We start from the raw sequence: 14,351 nt of genomic DNA, 5'->3' as shown, positions 1-14,351 counted from the left end.
ATATAATTCTTGTCAGTGTTCCTCCAACGACACAGGGGCCATACTGCCCCAAAATAACAAAATTATCTCCTCCCAACCATTTTCGGCTTTTATTTAAAATCGTATTGACATATATTTAAAATTGTGGAAAAGAAAAAATCAGTAAATAAGTTAATAAGCAAATGAAAAGAAGGGATTTCATGAAAACAGGAGGGGTAGTCTTGGGAGCATCTATTTTTCCCTACCAACTTACATCCGCCTACCAATCATTTATAAAAGATGGCCCCATAAAAGTGGGGGTGATCGGTTGTGGAGATAGGGGAAAGGGAATCATGCATGTCATGAGCCAAATGACCGATCAATTTGAAATCACCGCCATTTGCGATACCATGGATTTCAGGTTGAAAGAAACCCAAAAAAGGTTTTCGGGCAAAAAGTTTACATCTTTTAAGGACTACAACAAGCTCATTGAAGAAGGAAAGGTCGATGCCGTGGTCATTGCCACGCCACTAAATATGCACTTTTCCCCGGCCAAAGCTGCCTTACAGGCCGGAAAACATGTTTACTTGGAAAAAACCATGACGTATAACATCCCTGAAGCAATGGAACTTATCCACTTGGTAAACGAGAATCCCAAACTCACTCTTCAGGTAGGACACCAATACCGCTACACCCCTTTATACTATAAGGTAAAAGACATGATCCAGTCTGGCTATATGGGAAAAGTCACCCAAATCGATTCCAGATGGGACAGAAACTGGAACTGGAAAAGACCCGTGCCCGACCCTTCCCTTGAAAGAACGATCAACTGGAGAATGTATAAAGAATATTCAGGAGGACTACCGGCGGAATTGCTCTCCCATCAGATCGACTTTATCAATTGGGCCTTCGAGACCCATCCTGACACCATCATCGGAACTGGAGGCATAGACAACTACCACGATGGCCGGGAAACATTCGACAATGTGCAACTCCTGCTGAGATACGATAAGCAAGAAATGATCGGCAACTTCGGCGCCACCTGCAGCAATGCCCGTGAAGGCTATTCTTTTAGCATCAAAGGCACTCAGGGTACAGTCGAGCTCCTAATGAACGAGGGGTATTTCTATCCGGAAAAAGAAAAAATGGAAGAACTACAAATCGTTGACGGGGTATCAGGGGCCACCAAACTGACCTGGAAGGATGGAAAGGGCATTCCTCTTTTGGAGGAAAAAACCAAAGACGGTACTTGGTATGCCCTGAAGGATTTCCACAAGTCTATCCATGACAATTCCTTGCCCGCCTCCAATGTCATTAGTGGAGCTACTACTGCCACATGTATCCATCTGGCGAACCAATCGCTGTTTGATAAAACCATCGAATATTGGAAACCGGAATATAATTATGCCTGACCTACCCCTTTTACTATACTTTAAAATAAAAAGCTACCGATTGGTAGCTTTTTTTATGAATTAACAAATTCATAACCTACTGCCCCATCAACAACTGATCCTCACCCCTTATATTCGCAGCTTCAAAAGAATCGGGTATTAAAATATCGGGATAAATGTATTTAAAAGCATTTATCCCCAAAACAGACTAAAAACAACGGTAAAAAAACCACCTTTTACACAAAAACTTTAAACACAGGTTTAAAAAACAACCGGCATTAATAAGTTTTACGTAAAAACCCGTAAAACAGGTTTAAAAAAAGACAAAAAAAAGAAGGATCTCTGCAAAGATCCTTCGAATGGGTTTATTTTAACTGACTAACAGCCGTATATATTTTGGAAAAAAAGGATTTGTTCCTCATTTTTAGAACCAAAACTTCTCTAAACTTAATATAAAATATTTTTCGCCACAACTATACGACCGAAATAATTTCCATTCACGCTGGCTCGCAAACATAAAAACAAGTAATTATACGTAGCTCTAAAAAGACATATTCTTTTAATACACTGTACTAAACCGATTCAACAATCCCAAGCGGGATAAAAACCACAACTTTCTACAAAATCACAAAAAATCGCTTCCGGCAACTTAATTTTTCCGTGCATCCACTATATTAATACCGAAAACATTTTAAATCCACTTTTTCTCAATGGACAACATCGACCAGGTCATCGCAAGAATGGACGAGATCGTTTCTCAATGCCAATCCAGCAATAGTAGAATAGGCTATTTTGCAGTACTTTACAGACAAGTCACTATCAGGATAAAAACAGGTATTGAAAACAGCGAATTCGAGGACAACCCACGCATGGAAAAGCTGGACATCTTCTTTGCCCAAAGATTCTTTGATGCCTACGATGCCTACAAAACCAGCAAAGACCCTACAAAAAGCTGGCTTTGCGCTTTTGACACCTCCGAATCCGGCGGGCACATGGTTTTGCAACATCTATTATTAGGCATCAATGCCCATATCAACCTGGACCTCGGCATCGCGACGGTAGAAACCATGAAAGGTCAAAATATCTTGGAAATCATTAACGATTTTGACAAAATCAACCTGATACTGTCCGAATTGGTGGATGGTGTAAAAGCAAACCTTTCTAAGGTTTCCCCTGTTTTTGGCTTTTTCATCCAATTCGCAAACGGTAAGGACGAAATGCTGCTCAACTTCAGCATCCGGTTGGCTAGGGACGGCGCCTGGAAATTTGCCAACAACTATTTTATGGCTGAAAACAGACCTGAATGCCTGAACCAACGGGACAAGGCCATCCACAATCTGGCGTTGAAGATTGTCTCTCCGGGAAGAAAACTGAGTTGGATCGCTAAAATCATCAGTTGGACCGAGTGGAAGTCCATTCCTAATGTCATGGAACAACTTGAAGTGATCGCAAAGAAAAGTGTCCCCTCCAATCTCTCCCAGACACTATAACATGCATCACCTATTAAGAAGAACTCTCAGAAAGGCTTTTCTCCTCCCCGGACATCTCTTCCGTTTTCCCTTGCTCCAACTGCCTCATACGAAGATCGGCCATATGCTGGTTCCTATGAAGCGTTTCCTTTATAGCCAACGAGGTCTCTTCCGTTAGGGTTTCTGTAAAATACCTGAGCCTACTTTTGCTTTTTTCTTCATTTTTAAACTTCATCTCTTTGGTATAAACCTCCACCTCACTTTCCGCCTTATCCATCAAGAGATCATAAGGTCCACGTCCCGCAATCAGCTTTACGATTACCGGAGCTGTTTCTATCCCCACAAACAACAATACAATAAAAAGATTGGCCAAGGCTATGGCAGGACTACTTTTGGACAAAACAGAAAGCGCCTCCATCCTTGCTGCCAAACCATCATATTGGCTGATAGCTCCTTGTTGCTGCTGAAGAACAGCTTTTTTATCTTTCAAAATATCCTGAATGGCCAGCTCATTCGCATCAATTTTCGCCCAGTTTCTCTTTTGCAATTCGGCCAAATCCTTGGAGGCTTCATCCAACTGCTCCTCTTTCTTTTTGGCATTGGTACCCAGGCCCACTATTCCTGTGGTCCCAGGTGTCTTTACCCCAAAACGTTCGGCATCATACTCTTTTTGCTTTAAATCCCTGAAAGCCTCTTTGACCAGTACCTCCTCCCGCAATGCATCATTCTCCGCTTCCAGCCTATCCACTTCCGGGAAGGCTTCATCCAAACCTGATTTTGCCTCCGCCAAGGCCTGTATTTTATCCTCTTCTATTTTCCGGTTGATCTCCTTTTCGAATATCTTCAGCTCCAAAGGCTTGGAGATCACCAGGGCCAACAGTATCGCCAACACTATTCTGGGGATGGCCATTTTCCACTCCAGCCAGGCGTTTGCTCTTTTCCTCATTCCGGAAACAATAAACCGGTCCAAATTAAAAATCATCACTCCCCACACGATTGCAAAAAGCACCGCCCAATACCATACATCAAAGACCGTAAAGAGGGCATAGCCTGCCGACAGAGCTGCCAACAATCCCGTAAAAAACACAGTACCTCCAATCCCCATATACTTGTTGGACTCTGTCAGGCATTTCTTGAGCAAGGAGAAATTCCCCCCACTGCAAAACCAAAGGAACTTTTTAAGTTTATCCATTGAATATTTACGGTCTATAACTGAAACTGCTTACTATCAAAAAACGGGCTATTTCAGCCCCAAAGTACCACGCCATCTTTGTCCATAACAGAAAAAGTGACAGAATGCCCACTAAAAGGTTCCAAAAGCCGATTCTCGGTCTTCAACCGTATAAAAACCATTCCATCGCCCCGTATTTATTTACAGAAAAGTAAAGCGGTCATTAGCTTAAACTGTACGGAAAATTGTCCGTTATCCATGACCTACTTTCCAATGTGCCTATTTACGGCAGCATGTAATTTGGGGATATCTTTGAAACCACAAATCTGACCAGAAATAAAAAAAACAGATTTTTATCCTTACTTTTCCAAAAACCAAAAGAAGCAATAAAGCCAATTACAATTATTCGTAATTACACCAGTAAATTTATTTCTCACAGCCTTATCCGCCTCCGTGGACAAGGCTGTGAGAAATGGTTTGCTAATTTAGCGCTACTGTTGTCTTTGCGGATATACATAAACCCTATTTATCAAAACCATGAAACGAAATTTCTTCCAGCCCCTAAAAGGTATTTTCATCACCACATTGTTCCTTACTTTTCTTGCCCAGCTGCTCCTGGCACAAGAAACTCCGGAACACTTCCGAAAAGAAGTCAGCGAGATCATCGAAAACACTCCTGTACCAGAAGATAAAAACGCAGTTTTTCTTTTTACTGGAAGTTCAAGCATAAGGCTATGGAAAGACCTCAACGCTTACTTCCCTGAGTTCACCATCATCAACACGGGCTTTGGAGGGTCGCAGACCCACGAACTCCTGTATTATTCAGACGAACTTATTTTCCGTTACCATCCCCAAAAAATCTTCATCTACGAGGGAGACAATGACCTGGCCAGCGGAAAGAAACCGACAACGGTACTGGGTACAATGAAAAAACTGACGGATAAAATCAGTAAAACCTTGCCAGAGGCTGAAATAGTATTCCTCAGCCCAAAACCAAGCCCTGCAAGATGGCATTTAAAAGACAAGTACGAAGAGCTAAACCAGCTACTCGAACAATACTGCAAGCAAACAGCAAAAGTGAGTTTTATCAACCTATGGGACATCTTATTGGATGCCGATGGGGAGCCAATGGAGGACATTTTCCTAGGTGACCAATTGCACCTAAACAAAAAGGGCTATGACCTTTGGGCAGAAAGCATCAAGGAACTGCTACCATAAATTCCATTCCTCTCGGCAATTTTCATGATACAGACATCAAATCGTTTGGAATTTCAATCGTGCTGTCCTTATTTTGCAGGACTTCAGGAAACTGATTTATAAAGAAGAGGCGAGAGATCAGGCTCCAAGACCCTCTGGCAACCATCCTACTCGTTGGAAAGGTGCCAATACCTGCCCCATAATCAATTAGGGAACTATAAATTAGACTTTATGCACCACTTACAAACACTTTCCTTTTTCCTTATCCCTCACCGGATTTCACGCAAGTACGCCATGTGTGTGCAACGTGTCCCTTCACCCAATCAACATTTACTTTAACTCTGAAAAGAAACAGCAATTATGTCACATAAACATTTTGAAACCGAAGCCATCAGAATCGCTTCTTCCAAATCAAATCATAAAGAGCACTCTGCCCCTATTTACCTAACCTCCAGCTTTACCTTTGAAAGTGCTGAAGAGGCCCGTCAGATGTTCGCCGATGAAATCCCCGGAAACATCTATTCCCGCTATGCCAACCCCAACAGTACAGACCTGATCGAAAAAGTCTGTGCCTTGGAAGACACTGAAGATGGAATTGCCACTGCATCCGGAATGGCCGCGATGTTTGGGAGCATAGCCTCCCTTTTACAGCAGGGAGATCATATTCTTGCTTCCCGTTCCCTTTTCGGTTCTACCCATCAATTGCTCACCCGGGTTTTCCCAAAATGGGGCATCACTTCCACCTATGGTGACATTTCTGACATTGAAAACTGGGACAAGCTGGTACAGCCCAACACCAAAATGTTGTTCATTGAAACGCCCTCCAACCCAGGACTGGAGGTTATCGACCTGGAGTGGGTGGGAAAATTTGCCAAAGCCCATAACCTGATTTTGGTGGTCGACAACTGTTTCGCCACCCCTTACCTTCAGCAGCCTGCCAAATGGGGAGCGGATATTGTGGCCCACAGTGCCACCAAATACATCGACGGACAAGGAAGGGTATTGGGAGGCCTGATTCTGGGCAAAAAAGAACTTATCCAAGAGGTGCAGTTCTTCACCCGCCATACCGGACCGAGCATTTCGCCTTTCAATGCCTGGATACTTTCCCGAAGCATGGAAACCTTGGCTGTCCGAATGGAAAGACATTGTGCCAATGCCTTAAAAGTGGCAGATTTTTTCCAACACAGCCGCGATCTCGAGTTTGTCAAATATCCCTTCCTGAAAAGCCATCCGCAGTATGACCTGGCAAAAAAGCAGATGAAACACGGCGGCGGGATCATTACCTTGACGCTAAAGGGAGGAATCGAAAGAGCGCAAAGATTTATCGATGAACTACAAATGATTACTGTTACGGCCAATTTGGGAGACAGCAGAAGCATCATCACCCACCCGGCATCGACCACACACAGCAAACTTTCCGAAGAGGAGAGAGAGCGTGTAGGAATTCATCCTGGCCTGGTCAGACTTTCTGCAGGACTCGAACATCACGATGACATCATCGCGGATGTGGAAAGAGCCCTGGAAAGATCCAGGTAATCAATAAGACACCAACTACCTAGAGCCTTTATGCACTTCAGCATAAAGGCTTTTTTTTGTAGCGTTTACCGCTCTCTTTCCGTCTTGGGGAAGATCAAACAACCGAAACCATGAAGTACAGCCTCCTATTTTTCCTTGCCCTTTTTGTGGGCAGTCTTTCCTCCTGTGTGGATGAAAAACCAAAAGACGAGCAAATCATCCCAAACCTCAGGACCTTGCAGGATTACGAAAAGGACTTGGCCAGCTCCAGTAGTGCATTTGCAATTGACCTGTACCAGCAGCTGAGTAAAAGTGAACAGCCCAACCTCTTTTTTAGCCCCTACAGCATACAGCAGGCTCTTTCCATGGCCATGAACGGCAATAAAGGAGAGGTTCTCCACGAGTACCTGCACTTATTAAACTTCGAAAACACCTCCCTGGAAGAAGCCAATCGAGCCAACCATGAACTCACCCAATTCCTTAAAGAGGTGGACCCCAAGGTAAAACTCAACATCGCCAACGGCATATGGTACAAAAAAAGCCTCAGTGTAAAGGCTGCCTTCCAACACACCATGCAAAGCCAGTACCTGGCAGCCTTAAGTCAGCTGGACATGAAGAGTACCGGTGCTGCCGATATCATCAATAAATGGATTGAAGATCAAACAGAAAACTTAATCAAAGACATGCTTGATCAGGTCGACACCGATGCGGTAATGTACCTTGTCAACGCCATCTATTTTAAGGGAAACTGGAAATTCCAATTCGATAAAAACCAAACAAAAAAAGAGACATTTCACATCAATGCTTCCCAGTCAACTTTGGTGGACATGATGGGCATTGACCAAGCTGCCGGCTTTCTGACTTTTAAAGATGAAGGCCTCACCTATATAGAGATCCCTTACAGCACTGGCCAGTATTCCATGGGCATTCTCCTTCCTGATCACTATGGCCTTGAGCAAATCGAAAGTCAATTGACACTTGCCCAATTGGCTCAGTACAGAGAAAATGCAAGGGAAAGGAACATCATCCTCAAAATGCCTAAGTTCAAAATGCGTCAAAAAATCAACAATATGAAGGATGACCTCAAAGCCATGGGACTGGTTACGCCTTTTGAATTTGACGAAAAAAATTTCACCGAACTTTTTGACACTCCAACGGATTTACTGAAAATCAGCAGGGTCATTCATGATGCACTAATAGAGGTGGACGAAACCGGAACAGCAGCAGCAGCAGCCACTGTAGTCGAAATTGTTGAATTGACATCGGCCATTCCAGGTCCCACAAGCATCACCATCGATCGCCCCTTTGTATTCTTCATTCAAGAAAAACATAGTGGGGCCATTCTCTTTATGGGCAAACTTACGGACCCCTCCCAACTATAAAAAACCTTGGCCGGCCCTAAATCCCTTAAGGCCGGCCAATGGTTTATTTTTCTTTGATTTCTCCCAATAAGGGGGACCGATAATAATTTACCTCCAAGGCATCCAGTCTGGCCAGGTGTTGTTTTAGCCTTTCTTGATATCCTTCCCAGTTTCTTTGCGCGGGATTGGTCCAGCCTACCTCTGCTATACCTATTAACCGGGGAAACACCATGTATTCAACATCCTCCATTTTGGCAATGGTTTCCGTCCAAAGAGGCGCTTCTACACCTAAAATATCCTCTTTGCCAATCCCAGGAACCAACTTGACAGGATCCCATATATAGGCACTGTCCAATTCAATATAGGCTGCCCAATGCAGGCCCAACTGCGTGGTGGAATCATACTGCATATCCAAGTAAGCCTTGGTAGAGGGGGACATCAGCACCTTTGCCCCTTGGTCCACCGCCATTTTTGCATTTTCCGCTTTAGCCCAAAACTGCGCAATTGAGCTTGGCCTCAAAGCGGCATGGGCTATTTCATCCCAGCCGATGACCTGCTTACCATAGGAATTGACGATATCCTGCACCTGCTCTATGAAAGGAATATAATCCTCCAGTGCAGTCACATGCGATTCATCCCCTCCTATATGGATATAGGGTCCGGGAGTGATTTCGGCAAGCTCCCTGATGACATCGTCGATAAACTGATAGGTAATTTCTTTGTCAGTGCAGAGGGTGCTAAATCCAACATCGATTCCGGTATATAATTCTGGCGCTTTTCCGTCACAGTTAAGCTCAGGATAGGAGGCCAACGCTGCATTGGTATGCCCTGGCATATCGATTTCGGGTACCACGGTAATAAAACGTGCCTGAGCATAGGCAACAATCTCCTTATAGTCATCCTGGGTATAAAAACCTCCGCTGCCTCCTCCTACTGCTGTACTGCCTCCTATCTCCGTAAGTTTCGGCCAGGATTTTATTTCTATCCTCCATCCCTGATCATCAGACAAATGAAGGTGAAGGTAGTTCAATTTATACAAGGCCATCAGGTCGATATAACGCTTGACATCCTCCACTGAAAAAAAATGACGGGAGACATCCAGCATACTTCCCCGATAGGCAAACTCGGGAGAATCTTCTATTAGGCCCGCAGGAACTTCCCACGAAGAGCGTTCAAAGCCGCCCTCCTTTTCTATGGCAATAGGCATTAACTGCCTTAACGTTTGAACGCCTCTGAAAATGCCTTCTGCAGAGCTTGCCGTAATCTGCAACTTATCAGGCTGAACATGTAGTTGATAAGCCTCCAGCGACTGACCCGGCTCGATATGCATGGCAATAAACCCTCCCTCTTCAGGTTCCTTCGTAACGATTTGCACATTAAAGCCTGTTGCCTTGCCTATAAACTGCGCTAAAAAATCAGCTACCCCTCTTAAAGCCTGCTCCTCTTCACTGATATAAATCTTCGTGGACTTACTGATAGCAAAAGTGCCTTTTTCCTCCATCATTTTTACCGGCAAAGGTATTAGCGACTTTTCCGAGAGCTTGGGGTCGGCTTGACATCCGACAATGAGCAGCATCAAACATGCTGACAGTTTAGCAATTGTATTGGTGATCATAGAATATAATTTAGGCTAACGTATACGATTTAAACTTAACCAATTTTTCAGAACAACTTAAGCTCAACCAGTGACATTTTTCATGACACATACGGGAAAAGAGACTTTAGATGAACTAATTCAGCCCGCGGAAGGCCAATAGCCTAACCCAACCGTTCATCCTGATTTTTAACCACTTAATCTGAAAATCAAATGACATTACTTGAAGAAAAAAAAATTTTCTCTAAATTATGCACTCTTTATAAAAAATGTCAACAAATATCAACTGACAATATTTCCAATGAAAAAAGAAAACCCCAAGAATTCGAGCAACTCCAGAAGAGACTTTCTAAAAGGAGCCGCTACTGCCGCTGCCGGATTTTATTTAGTACCCCGACATGTATTAGGGGGACCTGGCTTTACTGCCCCCAGTGACAAACTGGTAATTGCAGGAATAGGCGCAGGTGGCAAAGGCCAGAGTGACATCAGCGCCATGTACAACAGTGGATTGGCTGAAGTCGGATACCTTTGTGATGTAGATGACAGAAGAGCAGCGACTTCCAGAGAAAGATTCCCAAAAGCAAAATATTATAAGGATTTCCGGACAATGCTGGAAAAGGAGCACAAGCACATTGATGCCGTGACGGTTTCCTCTCCTGACCACAACCATGCCGTCCAGGCACTGGCAGCCATGCAGCTTGGAAAGCACGTTTATGTCCAAAAACCACTCACCCACGACATTTACGAAGCCAGGATACTTACCCAAGCCGCGGAGAAGTACAAAGTAGTCACCCAAATGGGAAACCAAGGCTCTTCCGGAGACGGGGTAAGAAGAATGATGGAATGGTACAATGCCGGACTTATCGGAGAGGCCACCAAAGTATGGAGCTGGACAGACCGTCCCGTATGGCCTCAGGGAATAAAATGGCCTACTTCCAGTGCGCAGATCCCTTCCGAATTGGACTGGAACCTTTGGCTGGGAACAGCTCCTTATAAAGAATACGTAGACCACTTGGTACCCTTCAATTGGAGAGGTTGGTGGGATTATGGAACCGGTGCTCTTGGAGACATGGGCTGCCACATCATGGAACCTCCATTTAGAGTATTGGGACTGGGCTACCCTGAAGAAGCAGAATGCAGCGTAGGCTCTGTTTATGTGGATGAATTCCAGAGAGGCTACTTCCCTGATGGCTGCCCTCCTTCTTCCCACGTAACCCTGAAATTCAAAATGCCAAGCGGAAAGGACCTCGAGTTCCACTGGATGGACGGCGGCATCCAGCCTTCACGACCGGACGAACTAGGCCCCAACGAGCAGATGGGTGACGGCGGCAACGGTGTGATCATCGAAGGTACCAAAGGCAAAATGATGTGCTCCACCTATGGGATCGACCCTAAACTCTTACCCACTTCAAGAGAAGATGGAGAAAAAGTCCCTGTCACAATCCCTAGGGTAGAAAATGGTGACAATGGCCACTATGCCCAATGGGTGAAAGCCTGTATTGCAGGACACGGAAGCAAAGAATTCAACGAACTGAGCTCTCCATTCTCTATAGCTGGTCCATTAACAGAAACTGTACTGATGGGCAATCTGGCCATCAGAAGCCATGATATCAGAAAACCACGTGAAAAAGACGGTTATGATTATCCTGGCAGAGGCATCAAACTGGTTTGGGACGGCGACAATATGAAGGTCACCAACTTTGACGAAGCCAATCAGTTTGTCAAAAGGGAATACCGCGGAAACTGGAAACTCAGCATCTAAATTCACAAGAGGCTGTCTTAAAATAAAGTTATACCATCATCACGAGCGCAGCGAAGTGATCTCAATGATCCTTTACTGCAATGACGGGATAATTTTGAGACAGCCTCTTTTTTTATGATTTCCAGATTGTTGCACCTTCAAAGCAATTATTGGAAATTTCAGGACCTCAAACAATTCACCCAAAGCAAATCAGTACAAACCTGTCCCTCCCAACTGATTGGTGAAGCTCTTTCTTAAAACTTACTTGGCTAGCAGCCATTCCGGCTTAGCATATTTTAGTTCTAATTTCCCTTAATAATTCAGCAGTTCCCGTTAATTTAGCGGCACGACTAGACTACGAGCTACATGAACATCAATCACATCATCAAAACGCGGGAAAATTTCATCAACCTGATCAATGGATTGTCCATTGACCAAATCAATACAATTCCCGAAGGCTTCAACAATAATATTGCCTGGAATTTTGGACATACATTAGTCACTCAGCAATTGCTTTGCTATAAATTCTCCGGACTTCCCCTACTTATAGAGGAGGAGTTGGTAGAAAAATTCCGAAAAGGAACCAAGCCTGAACTGCCAATTACCGAAAAAGAATTGGAGCAACTGAAAGTACTTGCCCTTTCCACCTTGGAAAGCCTCAAAAATGACCTGGTTATAGGCTCCTTTAAGGAATACAACGAATATACGACCAGTTTTGGAGTAACACTCAGCAATATCGCTGATGCTGTCAATTTCAACGGTATCCACGAGGCTATGCATTTGGGCTATGCCAAAGCAATAAAAAACACCCTTAGCTAAACATCCTATTAGACTATTCCAAACAGTAAAAGTCTATCGCATACTTGTCACGATAGACTTTTACTGTTTTGGTTTCAGGCATTACCTCCCCATCAATCTGAAAATCAGCCCCGTCAGGATTGCTTATTTCCGCCTCGGAAACACTCCAAATCTTCACCATCTCTGACTCTGCCAGTGTCCCCTTAAACAAAGCCAGAGAGAGCCCCACCATCTCATCCAGACCTTCTGGATTAAGGGCTACAATCTCCACCGCCCCATCGTCTATTTTCCCAGTTGGATTTATCAGTGCGCCTGTCCCGTACTTGTTTCCATTTGCTATTACCAGCATTTTGGCCTCCACCGCTTCCTCATTACCATCTATTTTGACCTTAAAATTATAGGGTTTCATCTCTACAAATTGCGCTAAAGACCCCTTGAAGTAGGACATCATTCCCCTCGAGGTATAATTGGTGGACTTCTTTACCACACCGGCATTGAAACCAAAATCACTCAGGTGTATGCATAATTCCCCGTTTATCCTCCAGAGGTCCACGGTTTTAGTCCTGCCTTTCTGAACGGCATAACAGGCATCGGATACACCATGAATCCCCAAACCGGTGGCCATACCATTGGCGGAACCCAAAGGCACTATACCAAGGGGCAATCCACTCTCTTGGACGGCTTCCACCACTAATTTAATGGTCCCATCTCCTCCTCCCACCAAAATACCGTCCCAAGGCTTTTCACCAATCATGTCCCTGATCATTGTTTGGTCATCGGGACTCCCCGTAGTTTCCCACACAGACAATTCAATCCCATATAGCTGGTTTTGCAACGTTTCTATCACTTCCGCTTTGTTGACCCCTTCTCCCGATATGGGGTTGAGAACAAATAGATATTGTTTATTCATGTTTTTAGGAAGATATAAATGAATGTTCTTTTGCGTGACTCATGGCTTCCTGGGTAGTTTTCACAAACACCACATCAGGAGCGTTTTTATGCTGCTGGACTTCCCTAATCAGCCCTGCCCGGCTCATATGCTCCTCATCCTTTACTTCTCGGATATAGACCGACTTTATCCTCCCTGGATAGGATTTGATCACTTCAGCATACAATTCAGGGTCATGCTGGCCACTATCTCCTATAAGAAAAAATTCCATGCCCGGATAAAGCTCCAGCAACATCTTTATTTTTTCCAGTTTATGATAGTGATCCCCTCCTCCTGACTTCCAGATATTTCGGAGATTGAGATGGAGATCCTGCAGTAAAATCGGCCCGGCCGGGATATGACGATAGGCCAAAAAGTCTTTGATCAGATCGTAAAGGTTCCAGTCACTGCTGGAAACATAAAAGATCGGATGTTCCCCATGTTGGGTCAGTTCCTTATAAAACTCACTTACTCCTGGAAAGGGCCTTCTGGTGTAAGCATTTTTGGAAACGGAAAGCCATAATTTCTTTCCGATATCTGTAGCATGAGAAATCAAAACCGTGTCGTCAATATCGGACACCACCCCTACAGGATGCTGTTTTGAAAATTGGGTAACATTTAAAAAACATTGTTTCTTTTCCGAAATCAGCCCTTCTTCTTCTACCAACCTGAAACCCACACGGTGATGCTCACGCGTGTCTTGCTCCACTGTTCCAAACTCGCAGGTAATGATCCCTTCCTCATCACTGACAACTTCTTTCTTGTGTCCAAAATAGCTCACCACTACTTTGGCATCCGGCACACTGCTCCCCGCATACCTTCTGAGTGCTGCCAGGATATTTTGCAAACTGTTCTTTTTCGGAGAAGGCTTGCTTTGCTTATAAGCCTCCAGCACCCTTGCTTTTACATAAATCCTCTCCTCATTGCCAAAAGCATACAAAGGCTCAATCTTGATTTTCTCTAGCTTCCCCACCGCCTTCTTCACCTTGGCAAAAGCATACCGAACAGGAAATGTCAGAATTCTTACGATCATGGTGGTCTGAATTAATTGGCTTCTTCAAAAATTTCATCAACCTCAAAGAAGCAATAATCACCCCAAAAAGATTGACATACTAAATTTACCCTTTATTTTTAATCTGACTATCCGGAATTTTACACGTAGTACAAATTAAACAAAATACTTAACTGAAATCCTCCTAAAGGCCTTTGGAGCATTCGGTTTTGGGAC

11 protein-coding genes and 1 riboswitch are annotated in these 14,351 nt (G+C 44.1%); of the genes, 7 read left to right on the top strand and 4 right to left on the bottom strand.

Going from position 1 to position 14,351, the window contains the following annotated elements:
• Positions 1-161: 161 nt before the first annotated feature.
• Positions 162-1,370 carry a Gfo/Idh/MocA family protein gene (locus ACYVAA_RS03280; RefSeq protein ID WP_460538626.1) on the top strand — a complete coding sequence of 403 codons (1,209 nt, stop codon included), beginning with the start codon at positions 162-164 and terminating at the stop codon, positions 1,368-1,370.
• A gap of 689 nt (positions 1,371-2,059) precedes the next feature.
• On the top strand, positions 2,060-2,839 hold the full coding sequence (locus ACYVAA_RS03275) for a DUF5995 family protein (RefSeq protein ID WP_460538625.1): 780 nt from the start codon (positions 2,060-2,062) through the stop codon (positions 2,837-2,839).
• Between the two features lie 13 nt (positions 2,840-2,852).
• Here the strand turns inward: ACYVAA_RS03275 and ACYVAA_RS03270 are convergent, their stop codons facing one another.
• Positions 2,853-4,010: a DUF4407 domain-containing protein gene (locus ACYVAA_RS03270; RefSeq protein ID WP_460538624.1), complete on the bottom strand. Its 1,158-nt coding sequence runs from the start codon at positions 4,008-4,010 to the stop codon at positions 2,853-2,855.
• 516 nt (positions 4,011-4,526) lie between these two features.
• Between ACYVAA_RS03270 and ACYVAA_RS03265 the strand changes: the two genes are divergently transcribed.
• The 3 genes from ACYVAA_RS03265 to ACYVAA_RS03255 all read left to right on the top strand — a co-directional run bounded on the left by ACYVAA_RS03265 (position 4,527) and on the right by ACYVAA_RS03255 (position 8,083).
• Entirely contained in the window at positions 4,527-5,207 is a 681-nt protein-coding gene (locus tag ACYVAA_RS03265) for an SGNH/GDSL hydrolase family protein (RefSeq protein WP_460538623.1), read from the top strand.
• 93 nt (positions 5,208-5,300) lie between these two features.
• Positions 5,301-5,410: riboswitch (SAM riboswitch) on the top strand.
• A 136-nt stretch (positions 5,411-5,546) separates the two neighbouring features.
• Complete coding sequence (locus tag ACYVAA_RS03260) at positions 5,547-6,722, top strand: trans-sulfuration enzyme family protein (RefSeq protein WP_460538621.1); 1,176 nt, start codon at positions 5,547-5,549, stop codon at positions 6,720-6,722.
• Between the two features lie 110 nt (positions 6,723-6,832).
• A complete protein-coding gene (locus tag ACYVAA_RS03255) occupies positions 6,833-8,083 on the top strand; it encodes a serpin family protein (protein ID WP_460538620.1) in 1,251 nt (416 codons plus the stop codon).
• Between the two features lie 43 nt (positions 8,084-8,126).
• Here ACYVAA_RS03255 and ACYVAA_RS03250 read toward each other — a convergent pair whose 3' ends face one another.
• On the bottom strand, positions 8,127-9,677 hold the full coding sequence (locus tag ACYVAA_RS03250) for a beta-N-acetylhexosaminidase (protein ID WP_460538619.1): 1,551 nt from the start codon (positions 9,675-9,677) through the stop codon (positions 8,127-8,129).
• Between the two features lie 280 nt (positions 9,678-9,957).
• Here ACYVAA_RS03250 and ACYVAA_RS03245 point away from each other — a divergent pair, with 280 nt between their 5' ends.
• Positions 9,958-11,418 (top strand): Gfo/Idh/MocA family oxidoreductase, encoded by a 1,461-nt coding sequence (locus ACYVAA_RS03245; RefSeq protein WP_460538618.1) that lies wholly within the window; start codon positions 9,958-9,960, stop codon positions 11,416-11,418.
• Positions 11,419-11,763: 345 nt separating this feature from the next.
• Positions 11,764-12,216, top strand: a complete 453-nt coding sequence (locus tag ACYVAA_RS03240; RefSeq protein WP_460538617.1) for a DinB family protein — start codon at positions 11,764-11,766, stop codon at positions 12,214-12,216.
• Positions 12,217-12,229: 13 nt separating this feature from the next.
• On the opposite strand, the gene ACYVAA_RS03235 is transcribed toward ACYVAA_RS03240, so the two are convergent.
• Together ACYVAA_RS03235 and ACYVAA_RS03230 are read right to left on the bottom strand one after the other, a co-directional pair.
• Entirely contained in the window at positions 12,230-13,105 is an 876-nt protein-coding gene (locus tag ACYVAA_RS03235; RefSeq protein WP_460538616.1) for a diacylglycerol/lipid kinase family protein, read from the bottom strand.
• Between the two features lie 4 nt (positions 13,106-13,109).
• Complete coding sequence (locus ACYVAA_RS03230; protein WP_460538615.1) at positions 13,110-14,156, bottom strand: App1 family protein; 1,047 nt, start codon at positions 14,154-14,156, stop codon at positions 13,110-13,112.
• Positions 14,157-14,351 lie beyond the last annotated feature (195 nt).

The organism is Echinicola sediminis (genome assembly GCF_054777495.1).
The sequence above is the reverse complement of the archived record's forward strand: the minus strand, read 5'-3'. Positions and strand labels throughout refer to the sequence as shown.